We start from the raw sequence: 21,531 nt of genomic DNA on the forward strand, positions 1-21,531 counted from the left end.
AGGTTTGAATGCCGCCTTGCAGCCTGTCAATCGCCCGATAAGATGCCGCGCCATGTCGACCAACAAGACCCAGCCAACGCAGACCAGCGCAGATGCCTTTATCGCGGCGGTGGAACACCCTGGAAAACGCGAGGATGCAAAAGTCCTCGATGCGCTATTTCGCAATGTCACCGGCGTCGATCCGGTGATGTGGGGGCCAACGATCATCGGCTATGGCAGCTATCATTATAGATACGACAGCGGGCGTGAAGGTGACATCTGCCGCGTGGGCTTTTCACCGCGCAAGGCAAAGCATTCGCTCTACCTGCTTAGCTGTTCGGCCGCTGGTGATGAGGCGCCATTCGCTGCCCTGCGTGAAAAGATGGGCAAATACAGTCGCGGCAAGGGCTGTCTGTATGTCAACAAGCTGGCCGATATCGATCTGGCCGTGCTGGAGCAGATGATCGCGCTGTCGTGGAATAATTCGCTGGAGCGCTATCCCGGTTAGGCGTCAGATCCCCGCATACCACTGGTATCCGGCGCGATCTTCCCAATATCCGCCCTTGCCATCGCCCACCTGCTCCAGACTGGAGACGAGTTCGATTCCGGTCAGATATTTGGGGTGCTTGTAGCCCAGCTGCCGTTCGATCCGCATGCGCAAGGGCGCGCCATTGATCACCGGCAGCCGCTCTCCATTCAGCAGATGCGCCACGATTGTCTGGGGATGACGGGCATCATCCATGTCGCAGCTCTCGTAATAGTCAGCGCCGCTGAGCTTGTCCGCGCAATGGAAGATGGCGAAGTTCGCCCCGTCCTCCACGCCTGCCATATCCAGAATGGCGGACAGCTGCGGACCGGTCCATTCGCCGATCGCGCTCCAGCCTTCCACACAGTCATGCCGGGTGATCTGCGTGCGCTGGGGCAGGGCGCGGATATCGTCCATCGACAGGCTCAGCGGATTGTCGACAAGGCCGGTGACGGCCAATTGCCACTGGGCAAAACCGCCAGCCAGTGCTTCGGCATATTCGGGTGTTTCGACATTGGTGCTGCCATTGCCGCGAAAGAAGGGCGAGATGTCCGCCCGGGTGAATTCCGGCGCCATGGTGATACGCCCCATGCCCAGCGCGCGGTGAATGCCGCGATGCCAGCTCTCTGCGGTATCGACAACCGAACCGAACAGCTCGCTGTCACCGATCTTCGAACAGCCGGCCACGAAAGCCGCGCCCATTGCGGCCAGGAAATTACGCCGCTTCATCGTGCTCGCCTCCGGTAATCATCTCGTGAAGCTGTTTGATCGGGTTCGACAGCAGGACCAGCACAACATGCACCACGAAGAAGCCGAACAGTCCGAAGGCGCACAGGAAATGGATCGAACGCGCGCTCTGCCTGCCGCCCAGCAGCTCTGCCAGCCAGGGCAGGGCAGCTTCCGCGCCGGGGCTCATCACCAGGCCGGTAAAGATCATCAGCGGCAGCAGGATGAAGATCACCGCACCATAGGTCGCCTTTTGCAGGAAATTGAACTTGCCCGCGCCATGATCGAAATTCAGCTTCAGGTGCTGGCGAATGTCATGCCAGATCGCAGACGGCTTCCAGTCGGCCAGGCGGGTGAACAGGTCGCGCCGGAAATGGCCGTTCATCACCGCGCGGATCATGAACACCAGCAGGCCAAGGGCGAAGACCCAGGCGAACACCACGTGCCAGTCGCGCGCGGAGGCGAGGCTGTAATAGCCCGGAATAGTGGCCCAGCCGGGAAAGCGCGGGACGGACAGCCATGCCTGCTCCGCCGCAAATCCCCAGTCGCCCCAATACAGGCGCGGGTGGGCGTTGGAGATGTTGAGGCCGGACATGAACAATATGCTCACGCTGAGCACGTTGACCCAGTGCCAGATGCGCGTGGACAGCGCGTGGCGCTTCTTCGGCTTGTTCGGATTGGCCATTGTTAATCCTCTCCACGCGCAAGATACAGCACGTCGCGCGGTTGCGACAGCAGATGTTGGCCTGAATCGACAAATATCGCCTGCCCGCTGGTGAGCGGTCCTGCGGCCATGAACAGCGCCGCATCGGCAATCTCCGCCGCAGCGGTGCGCCGACCCAGCAGGTTCATCCGGTGCGATGTTTCGGCTTCGGCAGGGGTCTGGTCATGGCTGGCCAGAATGGCGCCGGGCGCAAGGCGATAGACGCGGTCATCGGGCTCGCAAGCCATGGCCATCATCCGCGCTGCGCCATCGGCGGCATATTTGCTCATCGTGTAGCTGAAGAAATCCGGATTGGGATTGGCCAGCTTCTGGTCGGTCAGCTGAATCACCCGCCGCCCCGCGCATGATCGGGCGCCGTTCAGGAAGGCCTGTGCCATGATGGCGGGAGTGACTGCGTTGACCTGCATGGCCATTGTGTTCGTGGCCGGATCGAGGGCGGTTACATCGTCCTCTGCAAAAACCGATGCATTGTTCACCAGCACGCGCCAGTCAGCCAGTTGCCCGGCCAGAGTTGCGATCATGGCCTTGGCCGCATCCCCATTGGCAAGGTCGCATTGCACCACTTGCGCGCTGGGCAGGCTGCTGGCGAGCGCCTGGGCTGCATCGAGGGATCTGTTGCAATGTACCACCACATGCCAGCCCGCGTCGCCAAAGCGGCGGGCGATTGCCGATCCGATCCTGCGCGCGGCCCCGGTGATCAGGACGGCCTTGGTCGTGGTGGGCGAGAATTCCTGCATAGGCTCCTTCCAGCACAGCCAGCCGGGATAAGAAAGTAAAGCCGCTGTGGTTCATTTCGGACAGAGTCATTGTGCCGCACGCAGCAAGTGCATAGGATACGGACAAAGGGCGGTCCCGATGAATGGACCGGCGGAGGGAAAGGACTGAATATGAAGGGTTTGAAGGCTCTGGCTGCCGTTTCGGCATTGGCTATGTGGAGCGCCGCGGCGATGGCACAGGATGCGCCGGCAGCGCCGCCTCCCGGTCCGCCGCCATTCCAGGGCACTGATCTGGCAACCGGGCCATGGTCGTTCCAGACCGCACAGGCCGATTTTGACGTCGATGTGGTCGCGCGCGGACTGGATCATCCGTGGGGCCTGGCCTTCCTGCCCGATGGCGGAATGCTGGTGACGGAACGCCCGGGCCGTCTGCGCCTCATTCGCAATGGCGTGCTCGATCCCACGCCGATTTCCGGCCTGCCGGATGTGTTCGCGGTCGGCATCGCCGGGCTGATGGATATCGCCCTGCATCCCGATTTTGCCGAGAACGGGCTGGTTTACATGGCCTATTCCAAGAACAGTCCTGACGGCAAGGAACAGGCGCTGGCCGTGATGCGGGCGCGCTGGGATGGCGCCCACGCGCTGACCAATGTCGAGGATATCTTCGTGTCCACGCCCTGGTACGGCTCCGAGACGCAGCCAGAACGCTGCTGCGGGCAGGGGCCGGCCTTCGGCTCCTTCGGCGGCCGCATCCTGTTCGATCCGGACGGCTATCTCTACATCACCAGCGGCGATCGCAATTACGGTGAGCTGGTGCGCGATCCGAGCAACCACATCGGCAAGATCCTGCGCCTCAACGATGACGGTTCCGTTCCTGCGGGCAATCCGTGGGTGGGCTTGGCAGGTCACGCGTCAGAAGTGTGGTCGACCGGCCACCGCAACCCGCTGGGCCTGACCTACAACACGCTGACCGGCGAAATCTGGGAGAGCGAGTTCGGTCCGCGCGGCGGGGACGAGGTCAACCGCATCACGCGCGGCGGCGATTACGGCTGGATCACGGTGACGCAGGGTTTTCATTACGATGGGACACAGCAGGAAGGCATCCGCAACCGTCCCGGCATGATCGATCCGGTGCTGGTCTATGGCCCGCCCTCGCTCAATCCGGGCAATCTGGCATTCTACGATGGCACGCAGTTCGCAAACTGGCACGGCGACCTGTTCCTCGCCAGCTTCACCCAGGGCCTGCTGCGCTATGACACGGACGTTGTCGGCATGCCGCGGGGTGAGCCTGAAATTCTGCTCAAGGATCTCGGCCAGCGCTGGCGCGATGTTCGCAACGGCCCGGACGGCAATCTGTATGTCCTGTCGGACATGGCCGATGGGGTGGTGCTCAGGATCAGTCCGGCGAACTAGCGCCAGCCCTATTGCGGAAGGCCAGCCCTAATGCGGCAGGTTCTGCCGCAATTCCTCCAGCCACACATCGGCCACGGCATCGCTCGGCGCGCGCCAGTCTCCGCGAGGGGACAGGGCGCCGCCGCTCGATACCTTGGGGCCGTTGGGAATGGCGCTGCGCTTGAACTGGCTGAACTGGAAGAAGCGCCGCAGGAAATTCTCCAGCCATTTGCTGATCGTGGCCAGATCGTACTGATTGCGCAGATCCGCCGGGAAATGCGGCGGCCATTCACCGCGGCTCGCATCGCGCCAGGCATGCCATGCCATGAAGGCGACCTTTGACGGGCTAAGGCCCCAGCGCATGATATTGTGCAGGAAGAAATCGTTCAGCTCGTAAGGCCCCACGGCGCTTTCGGTGCTTTGCACCGCGCCGTCTGCGCCGATCGGCACCAGTTCTGGCGTGATCTCCGTATTGAGCACGGCATCCAGTATCGCGTCGGTTTCATGAGTGAACTGCTCGGAGCGGATGGCCCAGCGGATCAGGTGCTGGATCAGCGTCTTGGGGACGCCGGAATTGACCGCATAGTGGCTCATATGGTCGCCCACGCCATAGGTGCACCAGCCCAAGGCCAGCTCCGAAAGGTCGCCCGTTCCGATCACAAAGCCATTGTGCTGCCCCGCCAGGCGGAACAGGTAATCGGTGCGCATGCCCGCCTGCACATTCTCGAACGTCACGTCATAGACCGGGTGACCATCGGCAAAGGCATGGCCGATATCCTCCAGCATCTTGTTGGCCGCCGGCCTGATGTCGATTTCCTCAGCCGTGACGTGGAATGCCTCCATCAGCTTCCAGGCGTTGGACTTGGTGTGCTCCGTGGTGCCGAAACCGGGCATGGTATAGGCGCGGATCATGCTGCGCGGCAGGTCCAGCCGGTCACAGCACTTGGCCGCCACGATCAGCGCATGGGTTGAATCCAGCCCGCCCGAAATGCCGATCACCAGGCTCATGGGACTGGTCGCCTCGACCCGCCGCATCAGCCCGTCCACCTGAATGTTGAAGGCTTCATAGCAATCCTCGTCCAGCCGGTTTTCCCGGTCAGGCACGAAGGGAAAGCGGGCGATAGGCCGGGTCAGGCCGATATCGCCATGTTCGGGATTATGCGGCATATCTATGAAACGAAAGCGCTTCTCCGGCCTTCCCGCTTCATCGATCGCATCGTCGAAAGTCTTGTGGCGGATGCGGTCGCCATAGATGCGCTCGCAATCGACATCGGCGATGCACAGTTCCGGGCGGCGGCGGAAGCGCTCGCTTTCCGCCAGCAATTCGCCCAGCTCATAAATCATGCCTTCGCCGTCCCACGCATGGTCGGTGGTGCTCTCGCCATGTCCGGCGGCGGAATAGACATAGGCGCAGGCAAGACGTGAGGATGAGCTGCGCGCCAGCAGGTGCCGCTCATCCGACTTGCCGATCACGATGTTGGAAGCGGACAAATTGGCGCAGATCGTCGCGCCTGCCAGCGCGCCTGCGATGGAGGGCGGGGCAGGTGACCACATGTCCTCGCAAATCTCGATATGCAGCTTGAAACGCTCATCGCGGGTCGATGCGAACAGCAGGTCCACGCCGAACGGCACAGCCTCGCCATTCACTGTGATCGTGCCGCCGGTGACATTGCGACCGGAGGCGTACCAGCGCTTCTCATAGAACTCGCGGTAATTGGGCAGGAAGCTCTTGGGCACAGCGCCCAGCAATCTGCCCGCGGCGATCACCAGCGCGCAATTATACAGCTGGCCATTGGCAAGCAGCGGTGCGCCGACCAGCAGTATGGGGGAAAGGTCGCGGCTGGCGGCAACGATCTGCGCCACCGCGCTCTCGACCTTTTTGAGGAACGCCGTCTGCATCACCAGATCATCCAGCATGTAGGAGGAGATGCACATTTCCGGATAGACCAGCAGGTCCACATGCGCCGCATGGGCGCGCTCCGACTCCTCGATGATACCGGCGGTGTTATAGGCGATGTCGGCGGTGCGGACCTGCGGCGTGCTGGTGGCCACGCGGACATAGCCGTGCCGGTGCATGTCGAAAAAGGGATGGGTGTCGCTGGTCATGCGGGGCGCTGCTTTCGAAATTGGCGTATCGGTTCCGGGGGCTGGTTCCAGCCAGTCTGCGGGATGGCATATGCCCAACTGGGCCAGGCGTTTCTGAATGGCCGGGCGGGCGATCTTGCCCTTGCTTTCCCAGCCATAGATGGTGCGGCTGGGCCAGGGTTTGGGCGCACCGAACCGCGCGCCAAAGTCCTCCGCCGAAAGCGGCGGCTGATGCGCTTCACGCCAGGCGCGCAGTTTCTGTCCGGCCAGATGCATGATGTTCAAGTATCCTAAAAGGATACGAAAGACAATGTGCATATATCTGCCGGGCGCGGCGCGGCATCTTGCTCACGGCAGGCAATCGCGCCACACCCATTGCGATGCAGAACTCCAAGACATTCGCGCCACTGCGGCACCGCGCCTTTCTGGTGCTCATCGCCGGCAGTCTGATGGCCAATCTGGGCAATACCATCCAGTCTGTCGGCGCATCCTGGCACCTGACACAGGCGGGCCAGCCTGCCGATATCGTGGCGCTGGTGCAGACCGCCTATAATCTGCCGATCATGTTGCTGGGCCTGCCCGCCGGGGCATGGGCGGATATGGTCGACAAGAAGAAGATCCTCATGGCCGCGCTGTCGGTGATGCTGCTGGCGTCGCTGCTGCTGGCGGTGCTGGTGCAGGCCGATGCGGCGGGACCGGCGGCGATCATCGTGCTCACCGCAGTGCTGGCTTGCGGGGTCGCCTGCATCATTCCGGCGGTGGCATCCTCGGTCAATTTCGTGGTCCCGCGCGCAGAGCTGGCCGCGGCGGTGGCGCTCAACATCCTTGGCTTCAACGTAGCGCGCAGCTTTGGTCCGGCGCTGGGCGGGGCGATCACATCGTGGGGCGGGGCCAGCGCGGCCTTCATCGCCAATGCCTCGGCCTATGCGCTGGTGATCGCGCTGCTGTGGCGCTGGCGCCTGCCGCCTGCGGAACCCAAGCCCAAGCGCAGGATCTGGCCGGTGATGGCAGAGGGGCTGCGCTTCGCGGTGGCGTCCCCGCAAGTGCGCAATATCATGATCCGCGGCTTCACCTTCACCTGCACCGGTGCGGCGGCGTGGGCGGTGATGCCGCTGTTCGCCAGCCAGACGCTGGGCGCAGGCTCATTCGTCTATGGCATCTTGCTGGCAGCGCTGGGCAGCGGGGCAGTGATCGGAGCGGCCAGCGCAACCTACTTCCGTTCCCGCTTCAATGCCGAGCAGATCATCCGCGCATCGGGCATTCTGTACGGTTCCGGCTGCGTTCTGGTGGCGCTCAACCCCGGTCTGATACCGATCCTGATCCTGCTGGTTCTTGCCGGGGCGGGCTGGGTTCAGGCGCTTTCCGGCTTTGCCGTGGCAGGCCAGATGTGGGCCCCGCGCGCCATCGTGGGCCGCGTGACCGCATTCGTCAGCAGCGTGACATTTGGCGGCATAGCGATCGGCAGCTGGCTGTGGGGCCATTTCGCCGACGCACACGGCATCGCCACCGCCTTCCTGGTATCGGGCGCGGCGATGATCGTCCTGCCGCTGCTCGGCCTGATCCTGCCCATGCCGGAGCATGGACCGGCCACTCCGATAGACGACACCCCGCAAAAGCCGGCCTGACAGCCTCAGCTCAGGCGGCGGCCTTTTCGTTGCCGATTGGCAGGCGGGCCTTCACCGTCGCCTGGCTGAGATCGAGGCCATAGAGCTTGGCAGCATTGCCGCCCACCAGGCCGCAGATGGTGCTCTGGTCCAGCTGGCTCATCGTCTCGGCAATGGTCTTGACCGAGTTGGGCCAGATGCTGTCGGGATGCGGATAGTCGCTGGCCCACAGCATGTTTTCCGGTCCCCAGAACTCGATCAGCCGCATCGCCGTGGGGCTTTGCTGGAAGGTGCCATAGACCTGCCGCTTGAACACTTCTGACGGCTTCATCTTGTGCGGAATACCGCCCTTGTCGTCCCAGAATTCCTTGCATTCCCACAGGCGGAAATGGCGGTAGTCCAGCTCTTCCACCACCCACGGAACCCAGCCGATGCCAGCCTCTGCAATCACGATCTTGAGATCCGGGTGCCGTTCCAGAATGCCCCAGGCGAACAGATCCACAAACGGATCGAGGAACTGGTCGATGAACATCTTGGCGTGCAGGAAAGTGGCGCCGGGGCTGCCCTTGTACTTGTCGAAGGCCTTGGTCACGCCGGGGAATACGGTAACGTGGAAGGACAGCACGATGCCCGATTTCTCCAGCAGGTCGAACAGCGGCTCCCACCGCTTGTCGTCCAGACGCGGCTCGGCCACGGCGATCTGCAGATTGGCCTGGCGGCATCCGCCCTTCCTGGCGAGGCGGGTGAGTTCTTCCACCGCCGCTTCTGGATGCGGGGGCAGCATGGCCACGCCGATCAGGCGATCCGGCGAAACCGGGCAGAATTCCTCATACAGCCAGTCATTATAGGCGGAATAGCAGGCCTTCATGAAAGCCTCATCCTGCGTCTTGATGCTGGTAACGGGGCCAAACACCAGATGCGCCCACACATTGTCGCGGTCCATGTCCTGCAGGCGCAGCTGCGGATTGCCCGCGCGCAGATCGGTCACATCCTCTATCCCACCGCGATCATAGGCGGTGTGGATAGGCTTGGGACCCTTGAAGCCCATCGGCTTGCCCGACCAGAAGCCCCAGCTCTCGCCATCGGCCATCCACAGGGCAGAGCCGTTCTCCTGCACCGCGATGCGAGGAGCGCGGTCGCCCCATTTCGCGCTCATGCGATCGGCCCACACATTGGCGGGCAGCATGTTCAAATCGAGGTGGTCATCGCAGGAGACCAAAGCGGTTTCGATCATTCGGGGACTCTCCGGTGTCACTATTTGACTTTGTCCGTATACTAACATTGCCGCCGTGACCATGCCTCCAAAAGGCACCTGCGATCAGGTCGGAAGGAAAGCGGGCAGGGCATGCGGGTAGGGCACGGGGCCAGCACTTTCCCCAAAGAGTTTGCGGCGCCCTCTCGAGGGGACAGAGAGGACGCCGCAAAGATCAGGACCGGGCAGTTGCTCGTATTATCAGCGGCAGCGCGCCTCACCGCGATCGATTTCGCGGCCGAGCAGACCACCAATGGCAGCGCCAAGGATCGTGCCGACGGCGCGGTCGCGCCCGCCGTCAATCTCGCGGCCCAGCAAGGCGCCGCCTGCGGCACCGATGATCAGGCCGGTCGTGCCATTATCACGCTTGCAGTAATAGCGGTTGTCGTCGCCGCGCCAGACGCGGTCATTGCGGCTGATACGGCGCGGTTCGATGTAGCGCCCGCGATCATCATAAACGCGGCTCTGGCGGCGATCGTCGCGCCGGTAATCGCGCCGGTCATCGCCGTGATGACGATCATTGTCGCGCTGGCCATAGGCAGGCGCCCAGCGGGGCGGGTCAGCGGCCGCAGGTGCTGCGGGAAGAACCATAGCGGCAGCGGCGATTGCTAGAATGCTCTTTCGCATGATGTGAACCTTTCGAATCCGGTTGTTGTTAAATCCCGAATGCTCGAAATCGTTCATGTATCCCCAACGTCAGATGAACGGCTTGTTGTAATAGGCAAGTCAGGGCAAAAAGTTCGAATATTGCGACGAGTGGAGGCTCTGCCCGCCTATTCCGCCGCCAGCCTGGCATGCAATTTGGCGCGCAATTTGTCTGCCAGCGGGCCCAGTTCGCTGATTTCCCGCAGCAAGGCCGGGTCCTGCGGGGTGGAGGTGCCCCAGATGGCTTCGAAGATGCGCGCCATGCTCCAGCCTTCGAGGCCATCATCGACCTTGCACAGCGTGTCCCCGGCCTGCGCCTCGCCTTCCTCGATCACGCGGTAGAACCAGCCGCAGCGCCCGCTGGCCATGATCGTCTTGACCATTTTCTTGCGGCCAAAGCGGTGCTCGATCTTCCAGCACGGCTGGCGCGGCTGGCAGGCTTCGATCAGCGCCGTGCCAAGGCGGTAGCGGTCACCCAGCAGCACTTCGCTTTCGGTCAGGCCGTGCACGGACAGGTTGGATCCGAAGGAGCCCGGCTCGCCCAGCAAGGGATGATCGCCCAATTGCTCGCGCCAGAAATCGTGATGGTCGAGCGGATAGTGATGCAGCGCCATGTCCGGCCCGCCGTGGTGGACCAGGTCCGCCTGCTCATCGCCTGCAAGCCCGGCGGCGGTAATGGGCAATGTGCCGGTAACGGCCTGCTTGGCGATCGCGCTCTGCTCATCGCCGCGAAAGGGGCGGGCGGAACCGGTGCACAGGGCGAGCACCTGATGGTTCATGCAGGTTTCTTGTGCATCGTTATCGCCATCCAGTCACGCATCACCTTGTCCAGCCCGCCATCTTCATACCGCAATACGTCGACAAAGTCCCAATCGGGAATGGCGGCATAGGCGGCGCGCAATTCCTCTTCAGGGGGGAAATTATACAGCCGCCCGAATGTGTCGCGCGCCTCGCCTTCACCCAGCTTGAAATTGGCATAATGCCAACCACCGGGCTTCAGTGCGCGGGCGATGCGGCGCAGGACATCGGGAAGGCCGTCGAAGGGCATATGGTGGATCGAGGCATGCGCCCAGACGGCGTCGTACTCTTCTACCGCGTCAAGCTCATCGAAACGCATGACCTGCACGGCAATGCCGATCCGCTCCTGACCTTTCTTCGCCATCGCGGCAGAACCGTCTGTCGGCACCACATCAAAGCCCCGCTTGAGCATATGCGCAGCATCCCTGCCACCGCCGCAGCCCAGTTCCAGAATGCGCGCGCCGGGCGCGAGGCGGCTGAGGAAGTTATCGAGGTGGCGGGCAGGCCCTTCGCGCCCGCTCAGCGTGTAGCTGGGAGCTTCGCGCTCATAGAAATCAAGGGTTGCCCTATCGCCCATTATTATCGCCTATTATTCTTGCGCCGCGCTCTCCGCCGCTTCGCGGTCACGCTCGGCGCGGCTTTTCTTCATGGCGGCGGTGCGCAGCTGGCCGCAGGCGGCATCGATATCGCGCCCGCGCGGGGTGCGGATCGGGCCGCTGATGCCCGCTTCGAAGATGATGTTGGAAAACGTCCGGATACGTTCCGGCGTGGAGCATTCATACGGCGCGCCGGGCCAAGGGTTGAACGGGATCAGGTTCACCTTTGCAGGCAGATTATAGTGCCGGATCAGGCGCACCAGCTCGCGCGCATCGGCATCGCTGTCATTCTTGTCCTTCAGCATCACATATTCGAACGTGATACGGCGGGCATTGCTGGCACCGGGATAGTCGGCACAGGCCTGGAGCAATTCCTCTATGCCGTATTTCTTGTTGATCGGCACGATCTCGTCGCGCACTTCCTTGGTCACGGCATGCAGGGAGACGGCGAGGTTGACGTTGATCTCCTCACCGCATTTGATCATCATCGGGACCACGCCGCTGGTGGAAAGCGTGATACGGCGGCGGGACAGGGCCAGACCTTCGCCGTCCATAACCAGCTTGAGCGCATCGCGCACGTTCTCGTAATTATAAAGCGGCTCACCCATGCCCATCATCACGATGTTGGTCAGCAGGCGGCCATCGGCGGTGTATTCGCTCTCGCTCTCATCGTCGGCGAAATCCATCTTGCCCTTGGGCCATTCGCCCAGCGCATCGCGCGCCAGCATCACCTGCCCGACGATTTCACCGGGAGTGAGGTTGCGTACCAGCCGCATCGTGCCGGTGTGGCAGAAGGTGCAGTTGAGCGTGCAGCCAACCTGCGAGGACACGCACAAGGTGCCGCGATCGGCATCGGGAATGAAGACCATTTCATAATCGTGGCCGTCATCGGTCCGCAGCAGCCATTTGCGCGTGCCGTCGGTGGAATGCTGCGCTTCAACCACGTCGGGACGGCCGATCACGAAGCGCTCGGTCAGCCAGGGCTGCATGGTCTTGGCGATATCGGTCATCTTGCCAAAGTCTGTCACGCCCCGGTGATACAGCCAGTGATAGACCTGCTTGGCCCGCAGCTTGGCCTGCTTGGCGTCCAGCCCGGCCTCGGCAAACAGTTCGGCTATCCGCTTCTTGGGCAGGCCGAGCACATCGACGCGGCCATCGGCACGCGGCGTGATATCGCGCGCGACGGGAACCGGATCGAATTGTCCGGCAATCGGCATAAGGGCAGTGTCTGGCATGGGGGGCATATAGGGTGGCGCGCCGCCCGACGCAAAACTTGTTCGCCAGTTCCCGGTGCCACGAAAAAAATTTGCCTGAATTTTGCTCGCGCGAACGTCGCAGGCAGCAAGCGGTTCCAACCGTTTGTCGATCAGGAAATGCAGTTGGTCGAACAAGTATGTTGCTAAAAAACAACAATTTATTTGTTGTGTGAGGTTCAGGAAACCAAGTGCGTTTCTACCCATTCAGCCAGTCCAAGCACGGCAAGACCGTGTGGACCAATGAATGGAGTTTACTATGAACAAGGGTCTCGCAATCATCCTCGCCGCCGCATCTGCCGGTGCTGTCGCAATGCCTGCCGCCGCGCAGGACAACACGGCCTTCACCGGCCCGCGCGCGGAAGTTCTGGCCGGATATGACATCGTGCGCCCCGGCAGCACGACCGACATCGACAACAACAACGATGTCGACCAGTCGATCGAAGACGTCACTTACGGCGTCGGCCTGGGCTATGATTTCGCCATGAATGGCGTGGTCGTGGGTGTCGAAGGCGAATGGATGGAATCCGAAGCCTCGACCGATTTTGACACCACCGGTTTCACCAATTTCGGTGTCGGCAATGTCGAAGCTGGCCGTGATCTCTATGTCGGTGCGCGTGTCGGCTTTCTCGCCACGCCCTCCACGCTGATCTATGCCAAGGGTGGCTACACCAATGCGCAGATGAACATCCTGGCCACTGACAACACCACCGATGTCGATACCGACGTCGATCTGGACGGCTGGCGCGTGGGTGCCGGCATTGAGCATGCCATCAACGAAAACCTCTTCCTGAAGGGCGAATATCGCTATTCGAACTACAAGGAAGGCGAATTCGAGGCTCCCAGCGGGCTGGAAAGCGATCGCTTCAATGTCGATCTCGACCGTCACCAGTTCGTGGTTGGTGTCGGATATCGCTTCTGATCAGGCGTTCCTGATCAGAATGAACAGGTGAAATGGCGGGCCGGGGAGCAATCTCCGGCCCGCTTTTCGTGTCAGCCGGCAGCGCAGCCCACGCTGGCGGCATCCATCGCCGTGGCGGCGCCATCAAGGCTGTAGCTGTCCGTGAACCGGCGCCCCTGCCTATCGCGCGAAGATACGCGCATGGTCGAGGCGACACGCATTTCGGCCACGATCCGGGCATCCATCTGCGCATCCTTCGCCCATGCATTGCCGTTGTCACCGCTCAGATCGAACCGGCTGCTGCCCATTGTCAGCGTGATCGCCGCACCATCGCGAACCTGCCGTGACAGGCGAAAGTGCACTTGCCCGCGGACCTGCCGCCTTGGCCATGTGCCAACGCTGGCAAAGGGATCGTATTCTCTCGAACGCGTTCCCGCTCCCGTGCCCTGCGCAGCGGCAATGGCATAGCAGCGCGGCATCTGCGCATCGCGAAACGCGCCCCAGTCGCCAAACACGCCAAGACTGTCCTTCGCCGCAAGGGGAGCGGCGATCAGGATCAGGGCAGATGCTGCAAGAATGAAGCGCATGTCCTTGCTCTAGCGTTCCCGGGTCCACGGGCAAGGGGGCGCGACATTCGTCCCGGTATTCGTCCCGGCATTCGTGGTGGTTTTCAGCCGGGCATTCAGCCCGCGCGATCGATCCCGTATTCCGGCGATCAAGTAGCTCCGGAATCGATACTTCCAAATCCGGTTTATCTGGCTTTATCCCACTGTTTCCGCTAAATGATTGAGGCAGAAGCAAAGAACAGGGGAGGGGCCGAAGGCGGTTGCCAGTGGCCGGTATTACCATGAGTTTACTGGCCGATCACAACCTGCCGTTCGCCATAGCGCTGGGCGCGATGTTGCTGCTTTCGCTGCTGCAGATCATCGGTCTGGGTGATCTGGATTCCGGTTCTGATGTGGATGTCGATCTGGACGCTGATGTCAGCGCGGACCTGGATGCGCACGCATCGGCGGATGGTCTGCCGGATGTGGGCGTGCTGGGCGCGGTTACCACGCTTCTGGGTATTGGCCGGGTGCCGTTCCTGATCTGGCTGATTGTGTTCCTGTTCCTGTTTGCGGGCATTGGTGTCAGCATTCAGTCACTGGCGCAAAGACTGACCGGCGCGCCGCTGTACAGCTGGCTGGCAGCGGTGATCACGCTGGGCGCGACCTTGCCCGTCACCAGCGCGCTGGTGCGGCCGCTGGCGCGCATTCTGCCCAGGGATGAGACCAGTGCGGTGGCGCTGAATACGCTGGTCGGGCGGCGGGCGCAGATCACCACCGGCACGGCGCGCACGGGCTATCCGGCGCGGGCCAGCGTGCGCGATCAGTTCGGCCATACGCACCACGTGATGGTGGAGCCGCACGACGCGAACAGTGAATTGCACGAAGGCGACGAGCTGCTGCTGGTGCGCCGCGAAGCACAGATATTCTTTGGCATTTCGGTGGCTGAGCGCACGCTCGCCCCGCTCAGCTGACCAGTTTACGAATAAGGAGAGGACATGGAAAATCTATTGAGCACCACCGTGATACTGAGCGGTGCCGGAGTCATCGGCTTCCTGGCGATGTTTATCTTCATCATCAAATTGTACCAGCGCGCGTCCAAGGAGACCGCTTTTGTGCGCACCGGTGCCGGGGGTGAGAAAGTGGTGATGAACGGCGGCGCGCTGGTGCTGCCCGTGTTCCACGAAACCATGCCGGTCAACATGAACACGCTGGTGCTGAGCGTGGTGCGGCGCGATGCCGAGGCGCTGATCACGCTCGACCGCTTGCGGATCGACGTGAAGGCCGAGTTCTACGTGCGCGTAAAGCCCGATGCCGAGGCCATTGCGATGGCCGCGCAGACGCTGGGCCAGCGCACCATGCAGCCCGAGGCGCTGAAGGATCTGGTGGAAGGCAAGTTCGTCGATGCGCTGCGCTCGGTCGCGGCGGGTATGACCATGAATGAGCTGCACGAACAGCGCGCCGACTTCGTGCAGAAGGTGCAGCAGGTTTCGTCCAACGATCTGTCGATGAACGGACTGGAGCTGGAATCGGTCTCGCTGACCGGGCTGGACCAGACCAGTATCGAACACTTCAATGCCAACAACGCCTTTGATGCCGAGGGCCTGACCAAGCTGACCGAGCAGATCGAGGCGCGCAAGAAGCTGCGCAACGATATCGAGATGGACACGCGCGTGCAGATCGAGACCAAGAATCTCGAAGCCGACCAGCGCTCGTTCGAAATCAGCCGCGACAACGAATTCGCCCGGCTGGAGCAGGAGCGCGAAGTGGAAATGCGCCGGGCCAAGCAAGGCTCCGAAGTGGCGCGAGAGCAGGCCGAACGCAGCCGGGAAGCGGATTCCGCCCGGATCGAGGCGAAGAAGCAGGTCGATGCGCAGCAGATCGAGGCCGACCGGCTGGTGGAAGAGGCGCGGATCGATCAGGCCCGCGCGCTCGAAATCGCCCGTCAGGAGCAGCAGATCGCGGTTCAGAACAAGAGCCGGGAGGAAAGCCAGGCCAAGGCCGAAGCCGATGCCGCCCGCGCCAAGGCCGTGGCAGCCGAGGAATCGGTGACCACCAGCCGCGAGACGGAGATTGCCGAGCGCGACAAGCGCATCGAACTGATCGAGGCCGCCAAGGTGGCTGAGCGCGACGCCATCGGCGTCAAGGTCCAGGCCGAGGCGGAAAAGGATGCCGCCACCAACCGCGCCGAGGCCAGCCGTCTGGCGGCCAAGGGCGATGCCGATGCCGAAATCCTGCGCGCCGAAGCGGACCGCGTTCGCTTTGAGGTGGAAGCAGCCGGTCAGCGGGCGATCAATGAAGCGGCCAACCTGCTTTCGTCCGATCAGATCAGCCTGCAAACCAAGCTGGCACTGCTGAAGGTCCTGCCCGAACTGGTGCGCGAAAGTGCCAAGCCGCTGGAAGCGATCGATTCAATCAAGATCGTCCAGGTTGACGGCCTGACCCAGCGCAGCGGCGCGCCGGGCACCACATCTGGCGGCGGGGGCAGCACTGGCAATCTGGCCAGCGATGCGGTGGCAGCAGCCCTGTCCTACCGCGCGCAGGCGCCGGTCCTGGACGGGCTGATGAAGGAGCTGGGACTGGACGGTTCCTCGCTCGGCAAGCTGGTCGAAGGCGCGGCGAGCAGCGAATATGCACCCGCAGCGCCGCTGGCGCAGGCCAGCGCTGCGCTGGAGGTGGATACTCCGCCGGTAGCCGAGATTTCGGAAAAGGGCGGGGCTCAGAAGGCTGGAAAGTCCGACAAGGCCGAATAGGCCCCGCGCGGTTCACACAGGAAGGGCGGGCGCGGATACCCTCCGCGCCCGCCTTTGCTTTTGAGTAAGCTACTGCCGGGTCAGGGACTACTCGCGGCGCAGCGCGTCGATCTCGTCGATCATGGCCTGCAGCTTCCGGGCGCCAAGCTTGTTCAGCCACCACACTGCGGCGAACACCAGCGGCGCAAGCGAAACCTTCAGCACGACCTTGAACCAGGACAATTCGCCAATCTGCGGTGACAGGGCGAGAGGGGCGAGCAGGAGCACAGCCAGCCCAGGCACGAAGGGCAGGATGTACCAGTAGAACACGCTGTCTATCGCGTCACGCTGGCGCACCAGTTCCGCACGCTGATAGTCGAGCACCGAATTGCGCCCGCCATCCACCGGTGGATCGAGCGGCGCGGTGCGGCGATGCAGCTGCCACAGGGTGAAGACCGTGCCGATCATGACCAGCGCTGACCCCAGGCGAATGATTGCCGCGGGGATCACCGCCGGGGTCCACGGCAGCGGGCCGACAATCACCATCCATCCAAAGCCCAGCAACACCAAGACGCCGGCAAGATACTCGATCAGATTGCGCCGCTGGATCTTGCGGCGGAATGTGTCGGCCCGGGTGCGCAATTCTTCCAGCGGGGGCAGTGCGCTTGCGGAGCCGCTTGATTGCCAGCTGCGGCGGGCTTCATCTTCAGGTGACATCAGTCGATCTCCTTGTCGGCATAGGGCTTGGCCAGCAGTGCCTTCAGCCGGTGGATGCGGCTGCTGACTGCGGTGGGGGAAAGGCCCGTAACTTCGCCAATTTCGGCAGCGGTCAGATCTTCCAGAAACAGCAGCATCACTTGCCGGTCAGTGGGGGCCAGCCGGTGAATGGTGGCCAGCAGGCGGGCAGCCATCTGGGCTTCACCCGTCTCGGCCTCCGGGTTGTCCGGCGCGGCCAGTTCCTCGATCACCTCCAGCGTTTCAAGCCCACCGCCGCGCTGGCGTCGGCTGCGCTGGATGTGGCTGACGGCAACATTATGCGCGATGCGGTACACCCAGCTGCGGATGGAGCACTGCTGTTCGAAATAAGCGAAGCTGCGCCACAGGGCGGCGTGAATATCCTGCACCAGATCGCGGCAGAGATCGGCATCGGCTTCATAGCCGCGCGCCAATCGCTGGATGGCGGCGCCAAAACTGGCAGCCGCTTCGGCATATTGTTCATCCTGGCTGATGTGGGCGCGTTGCACTGCGGAAATTTCCTCCCCTGGTGCAAGGATAGTCCACCTGCGGGGGGATTTGTCACACAGGTTCTGAAATAAACTTTTCAGCCCGTGGTTCGGCCAGCCTTTAAGCCAGCCTTTCAGCCCTCATGCATGTCCAGATAGGCCACCACATCATTGTCCGTCGCCAGATACAGGCCCTCCTGCATATCCTCGGGCTGGTTTGCGGCCATCTGCAGCGCCTGCTCCAGCGTGCCGTAGAACAATGTGGTGACCGCGCCGCCCTCCGCCGCGCCGTCCAGATGATACAGCCGCACGGTGGCCTCTGAGAATGTCGAGCGCATCAGCTGTTTCCCTGTTGGGGTGAGGGCGGATAGGATATTTCCACCACTTCCCATTCCTTCGTGCCGCCGGGCAGGCGGACGGTGCGCAGATCGCCGATGGCTGCCCCGCGCAGCGCGCGGGCGATGGGGGCGCTCCAGCCGACCATGTCCTTCGATGCATCCTGCTCGTCATCGCCCACCAAGGTGAGGCTGCGCTGATTGTCATCCTCATCGGCGATGGTGACATGGGCGCCAAACCAGATGCGGCTGTGGTCGGGTTGTTCGGAAGGGACGATGACCTTGGCCGCCTTCATCCGCCGCGCCAGAAAAGCCAGTTCGCGGTCGATCTCGCGCATGCGCTTGCGGCCATAGATATAGTCGCCATTTTCGCTGCGATCGCCATTGCCCGCCGCCCAGCTTACAATGGCGACAATCTCGGGCCGCTCCGTGCCCAGCAAATGGTCATAGCGGGCCTTTAGCGCGGAAAGACCGGCTGGCGTGATGGGATTGCTGGCGGGCTTCACGAATCCGGCGGGCGCGCTCAGCGCAGGAAATCGGCCAGGGTGCGGGTGCGACCGGCCTGATCGGGATAGAGGTGTTCATAGACCACGGCGTTTTCCAGCACGCGCTGGACGTAGTTCTTGGTCTCGAAAAAGCCGATTTTCTCGATCCATTCGGTCCATGAAATCTGCCCGGTGCGCGGATCGCCGTTCTCGCGCAGCCACTTGTTCACATTGCCGGGACCAGCGTTGTAAGCCGCCACCGCCAGCGGATAGGACCCGTCATAGCGGGCCAGCAGGCGCTGGATATGGTTGGAGCCAAGGCGGATATTATACGCCGGATCATCGATCAGCGATGCGGACATGTACTGTATGCCTGCACGGCCCGCTTCCTCGCGCGCGGTGCCGGGCATCAGCTGCATCAGGCCGGTGGCCCCTGCATGGCTGATGGCATTTTCGGCAAACTGGCTTTCCTGCCGGGTAATGGCGTGAACCATCGTCCAGTCCGTTCCGGCCGGAACATCCAGCCGCGGATAGCCGATCTGGGTGAAGCCATCGTGGCCATCGGCCATCGCCGCATCGGCCAGGTTCACGGCCAGATCGCGCCTGCCGATGTCGCGGGCCAGTTCCGCCACCAGCAGATGCTCGCTCATGGTTTCGGCCTGGTCGGCAATCGCGCGGTAAAAGCGGATACCGGTGCGCCACGGCGCATCGCGGGCCACTTCGGCCACGGCTGCGGTCAATGGGGCGGAGAGGAATGCGGCGCGCTCGTCAGGGGCGATGGCACCTTCGGGCGATCCGGCAAAGCTGGGCAGGTCGCGGCCCATCGCGGCAAGCGCCAACTGGCCATAGAAGCGGTCACCATACTGGCCCGCCATCTCGTAATAACGGTTCGCCTCGGCGGTATCCCCTGCCTGGCTGGCGGCATAGCCGGCCCAGTAAAAGCCCTTGGAGCGTGTCTGCGGCGTGCGCGCGGCGGCGCCGTAGCGATAGAACAGCGGAGCGGCAGCGGCACTGGCGCCGCGTTCCCACAGCGCCCTTGTCCCGCCCAGCCACATCAGCGAGGTGTAATCGTCGCGCAATTTGTATGTCTGGCGGGAGATATCCTCTCCCGGCACGAAGGCATCGTCGATCGACGCGGCAATCGCCTGCGCGCTGCGGGCATCGGCAAGCCGCGCAACGGTGAGCAGTTCTTCCACCCATGCGGTCTGGTCGAATGGCAGATGAGCCAGCGGCTGGCGGTTGGTGAGCAGGGCAATCGCCTCTGACCGGCGCCCTTCCTGGCGCAGTTCACGGCTGCGATTGTACAGATAGCCCGGATCGGTCAGCGCCGCCGGATCGGTGGTGGCGCCATCACCGCCCTGCAGGATGGCCAGCCGCGCTTCGAACAGCGGGCGGCGCGCGTCGGACGTGCGCACCAGCTGGCGCTCTGCGGCTTCGCGGTCCCGCTGCCACAGCAGCGCATCCATGCGCGCATCATGGTCTGCCTGAGACAAGGCGTCGCCATGCATGGCGGAAATGGTTGCTTCGGCCGTCGGGCTCATCTCACCCTCGCGCCAGGCGTTGACGGCTCTTGCCTGCGCGGCCACCGGGTCCACCCCGGCCAGTGCGAGCGCATAATGCGCCTTGGCCTGATTGGTCACCGGCTCATAGCGGGCGAAAAAGGCCAGCAATTGTTCCGGCGGCACGAATTCCTCGCGCAGGCGGCCCTCGGCATAGCCGCGCAGCCGGTCCTGATCGGGGAAGCCGGGGTTGGCGAGCAGGAAATTGGCATAATCGGCGAAGTTGAGATCCGCATTGCCGGTCAGCCGTTCCCAGCGGGCAATTTCAGGAGCCATCCGTCCGGGGCCGCTGGCGACCAGGCTGGCGCGCGCTTCCTCCCAGTTATTCGCCGCGTCGTTCGCGGGCTGCGCACAGGCCGAAAGGGGAAGGGCGACCGTGCCGCCAAGCAGCAGGGCGATCACAAGGGGGGGCATAGCAGAACGAACCATGCTGGACATAATGGTGGGCCTCTCCTTATCAGGGGCTGAACAAGTGCTCCCCATACAGGGTGTTTGAGGGGCAAAGGCCTCGTTTTTGGGGACAATGCAAGAGGTATACCCATGTTCTCAGGCTCGATTCCGGCTCTGGCGACTCCTTTTCGCGACGGATCGTTTGATGAAGTGGCCTTCCGACGTTTCGTCGACTGGCAGATTGATAATGGCTCATCCGCGCTGGTGCCGTGCGGCACCACGGGTGAATCCGCCACGCTGGACAATGATGAACACCACCAGGTGATCGCCGCCTGCGCCCAGCAATCGAACGGCCGTGTGCCGGTGATTGCCGGTGCCGGGTCCAACGATACGCAGACCGCGCTGTGGCACATCAAGGAAGCGCAGGTGGCCGGGGCCGATGCGGTGCTGCTGGTCGCACCTTATTACAACCGACCGGGCCAAGTGGGCCTGCTGGCGCATTTCAGCTATCTGGCGGAGCGGTCCGAACTGCCGATCATGCTGTATAATGTGCCCGGTCGCACGGTGACGGACATTCTGCCCGAAACGGTGATCGAACTGCATCGCCGCTTCCCGGACAAGATCGTGGCGCTGAAGGATGCCAGCGGCGACCTGTCGCGCGTGGTGACCCAGCGCATGGGCGCAGGGCCGCATTTCTGCCAGCTTTCCGGCGATGATCCGCTGGCGCTCGCGGGATATGTGCTGGGCCAGACAGGGTGCATTTCGGTGACGGCCAATGTCGCGCCAAAGCAGTGCGCGGAGTTTCATGCTGCAGCACTGGCGGGCGATTACGTGACCGCGCGCGAAATGAATGAGCGGCTCTATCCGCTGCACCGGGCGATGTTCGTCGATCCCAGCCCGGCCCCTGCCAAATATGCGCTCAGCCGCCTGCATGACTGGTGGCAGCCCGACGTACGATTGCCGATCGTGGAATGCAGTGATGCGGGCAAGGCAGCGGTGGATGCGGCAATGGAGATCGCTGGAATCGTTTGATCGCCGGGGCAGTCAGGCCGAACAGGTTGCAGT

The 21,531-nt window shown here is 62.8% G+C and carries 22 protein-coding genes; 7 read left to right on the forward strand and 15 right to left on the reverse strand.

Annotated elements, in window-relative coordinates; genetic code table 11:
- The first annotated feature begins 52 nt into the window (after positions 1-52).
- The gene (locus tag ABDZ98_RS08375; RefSeq protein WP_160589719.1) at positions 53-487 is read left to right on the forward strand and encodes a DUF1801 domain-containing protein; all 435 of its coding nucleotides are present in this window, start codon (positions 53-55) and stop codon (positions 485-487) included.
- Between the two features lie 3 nt (positions 488-490).
- Here ABDZ98_RS08375 and ABDZ98_RS08380 read toward each other — a convergent pair whose 3' ends face one another.
- The 3 genes from ABDZ98_RS08380 to ABDZ98_RS08390 are packed head-to-tail and all read right to left on the reverse strand — an operon-like array spanning position 491 to position 2,692.
- Positions 491-1,234, reverse strand: coding sequence for a molybdopterin-dependent oxidoreductase (locus ABDZ98_RS08380; RefSeq protein WP_160589718.1), 744 nt, complete (start codon positions 1,232-1,234; stop codon positions 491-493).
- On the reverse strand, positions 1,221-1,916 hold the full coding sequence (locus ABDZ98_RS08385; protein WP_160589717.1) for a cytochrome b/b6 domain-containing protein: 696 nt from the start codon (positions 1,914-1,916) through the stop codon (positions 1,221-1,223). The genes ABDZ98_RS08380 and ABDZ98_RS08385 overlap by 14 nt, the downstream gene beginning before the upstream one ends.
- A gap of 2 nt (positions 1,917-1,918) precedes the next feature.
- A complete protein-coding gene (locus tag ABDZ98_RS08390; protein ID WP_160589716.1) occupies positions 1,919-2,692 on the reverse strand; it encodes an SDR family oxidoreductase in 774 nt (257 codons plus the stop codon).
- 150 nt (positions 2,693-2,842) lie between these two features.
- On the opposite strand from ABDZ98_RS08390, the gene ABDZ98_RS08395 reads away from it, so the two are divergent.
- Positions 2,843-4,084, forward strand: coding sequence for a PQQ-dependent sugar dehydrogenase (locus ABDZ98_RS08395; RefSeq protein WP_160589715.1), 1,242 nt, complete (start codon positions 2,843-2,845; stop codon positions 4,082-4,084).
- Positions 4,085-4,111: 27 nt separating this feature from the next.
- Here ABDZ98_RS08395 and ABDZ98_RS08400 read toward each other — a convergent pair whose 3' ends face one another.
- The gene (locus ABDZ98_RS08400) at positions 4,112-6,169 is read right to left on the reverse strand and encodes an NAD(+) synthase (protein WP_160590219.1); all 2,058 of its coding nucleotides are present in this window, start codon (positions 6,167-6,169) and stop codon (positions 4,112-4,114) included.
- Between the two features lie 359 nt (positions 6,170-6,528).
- On the opposite strand from ABDZ98_RS08400, the gene ABDZ98_RS08405 reads away from it, so the two are divergent.
- Complete coding sequence (locus tag ABDZ98_RS08405) at positions 6,529-7,773, forward strand: MFS transporter (protein ID WP_160589714.1); 1,245 nt, start codon at positions 6,529-6,531, stop codon at positions 7,771-7,773.
- 10 nt (positions 7,774-7,783) lie between these two features.
- Here the strand turns inward: ABDZ98_RS08405 and ABDZ98_RS08410 are convergent, their stop codons facing one another.
- The 5 genes from ABDZ98_RS08410 to rlmN all read right to left on the reverse strand — a co-directional run bounded on the left by ABDZ98_RS08410 (position 7,784) and on the right by rlmN (position 12,278).
- Positions 7,784-8,986, reverse strand: coding sequence for an amidohydrolase family protein (locus tag ABDZ98_RS08410; protein ID WP_202385920.1), 1,203 nt, complete (start codon positions 8,984-8,986; stop codon positions 7,784-7,786).
- 219 nt (positions 8,987-9,205) lie between these two features.
- The gene (locus tag ABDZ98_RS08415) at positions 9,206-9,631 is read right to left on the reverse strand and encodes a glycine zipper 2TM domain-containing protein (protein WP_160589713.1); all 426 of its coding nucleotides are present in this window, start codon (positions 9,629-9,631) and stop codon (positions 9,206-9,208) included.
- A gap of 146 nt (positions 9,632-9,777) precedes the next feature.
- Positions 9,778-10,428, reverse strand: coding sequence for an MOSC domain-containing protein (locus ABDZ98_RS08420; protein ID WP_160589712.1), 651 nt, complete (start codon positions 10,426-10,428; stop codon positions 9,778-9,780).
- Entirely contained in the window at positions 10,425-11,024 is a 600-nt protein-coding gene (locus ABDZ98_RS08425; RefSeq protein ID WP_202385919.1) for a class I SAM-dependent methyltransferase, read from the reverse strand. Before ABDZ98_RS08425 ends, ABDZ98_RS08420 begins: the two co-directional genes overlap by 4 nt.
- 12 nt (positions 11,025-11,036) lie before the next feature.
- Positions 11,037-12,278: a dual-specificity RNA methyltransferase RlmN gene (rlmN, locus tag ABDZ98_RS08430; protein ID WP_160589711.1), complete on the reverse strand. Its 1,242-nt coding sequence runs from the start codon at positions 12,276-12,278 to the stop codon at positions 11,037-11,039.
- Positions 12,279-12,555: 277 nt separating this feature from the next.
- Between rlmN and ABDZ98_RS08435 the strand changes: the two genes are divergently transcribed.
- The gene (locus tag ABDZ98_RS08435) at positions 12,556-13,218 is read left to right on the forward strand and encodes an outer membrane protein (RefSeq protein WP_160589710.1); all 663 of its coding nucleotides are present in this window, start codon (positions 12,556-12,558) and stop codon (positions 13,216-13,218) included.
- Between the two features lie 71 nt (positions 13,219-13,289).
- On the opposite strand, the gene ABDZ98_RS08440 is transcribed toward ABDZ98_RS08435, so the two are convergent.
- Positions 13,290-13,784, reverse strand: a complete 495-nt coding sequence (locus ABDZ98_RS08440) for an invasion associated locus B family protein (protein WP_160589709.1) — start codon at positions 13,782-13,784, stop codon at positions 13,290-13,292.
- A 245-nt stretch (positions 13,785-14,029) separates the two neighbouring features.
- Between ABDZ98_RS08440 and ABDZ98_RS08445 the strand changes: the two genes are divergently transcribed.
- Positions 14,030-14,716 carry a YqiJ family protein gene (locus ABDZ98_RS08445; RefSeq protein ID WP_337190143.1) on the forward strand — a complete coding sequence of 229 codons (687 nt, stop codon included), beginning with the start codon at positions 14,030-14,032 and terminating at the stop codon, positions 14,714-14,716.
- An 87-nt stretch (positions 14,717-14,803) separates the two neighbouring features.
- A complete protein-coding gene (locus ABDZ98_RS08450) occupies positions 14,804-16,495 on the forward strand; it encodes a flotillin family protein (protein WP_419866760.1) in 1,692 nt (563 codons plus the stop codon).
- A gap of 87 nt (positions 16,496-16,582) precedes the next feature.
- On the opposite strand, the gene ABDZ98_RS08455 is transcribed toward ABDZ98_RS08450, so the two are convergent.
- The 5 genes from ABDZ98_RS08455 to ABDZ98_RS08475 all read right to left on the reverse strand — a co-directional run bounded on the left by ABDZ98_RS08455 (position 16,583) and on the right by ABDZ98_RS08475 (position 20,514).
- Entirely contained in the window at positions 16,583-17,191 is a 609-nt protein-coding gene (locus ABDZ98_RS08455) for a hypothetical protein (protein ID WP_160589707.1), read from the reverse strand.
- Positions 17,191-17,718 carry a sigma-70 family RNA polymerase sigma factor gene (locus tag ABDZ98_RS08460; RefSeq protein WP_160589706.1) on the reverse strand — a complete coding sequence of 176 codons (528 nt, stop codon included), beginning with the start codon at positions 17,716-17,718 and terminating at the stop codon, positions 17,191-17,193. The genes ABDZ98_RS08455 and ABDZ98_RS08460 overlap by 1 nt, the downstream gene beginning before the upstream one ends.
- 113 nt (positions 17,719-17,831) lie before the next feature.
- Positions 17,832-18,035: a hypothetical protein gene (locus tag ABDZ98_RS08465; RefSeq protein ID WP_160589705.1), complete on the reverse strand. Its 204-nt coding sequence runs from the start codon at positions 18,033-18,035 to the stop codon at positions 17,832-17,834.
- Entirely contained in the window at positions 18,035-18,538 is a 504-nt protein-coding gene (locus ABDZ98_RS08470) for a GreA/GreB family elongation factor (RefSeq protein ID WP_160589704.1), read from the reverse strand. Before ABDZ98_RS08470 ends, ABDZ98_RS08465 begins: the two co-directional genes overlap by 1 nt.
- A 17-nt stretch (positions 18,539-18,555) precedes the next feature.
- Positions 18,556-20,514, reverse strand: a complete 1,959-nt coding sequence (locus ABDZ98_RS08475; protein ID WP_160589703.1) for a lytic transglycosylase domain-containing protein — start codon at positions 20,512-20,514, stop codon at positions 18,556-18,558.
- Between the two features lie 102 nt (positions 20,515-20,616).
- Between ABDZ98_RS08475 and dapA the strand changes: the two genes are divergently transcribed.
- A complete protein-coding gene (gene dapA, locus ABDZ98_RS08480) occupies positions 20,617-21,498 on the forward strand; it encodes a 4-hydroxy-tetrahydrodipicolinate synthase (RefSeq protein ID WP_160589702.1) in 882 nt (293 codons plus the stop codon).
- Positions 21,499-21,531: the final 33 nt, after the last annotated feature.

This window comes from Alteraurantiacibacter aestuarii (assembly GCF_039523595.1).
Classification (GTDB): Bacteria; Pseudomonadota; Alphaproteobacteria; order Sphingomonadales; family Sphingomonadaceae; genus Alteraurantiacibacter; species Alteraurantiacibacter aestuarii.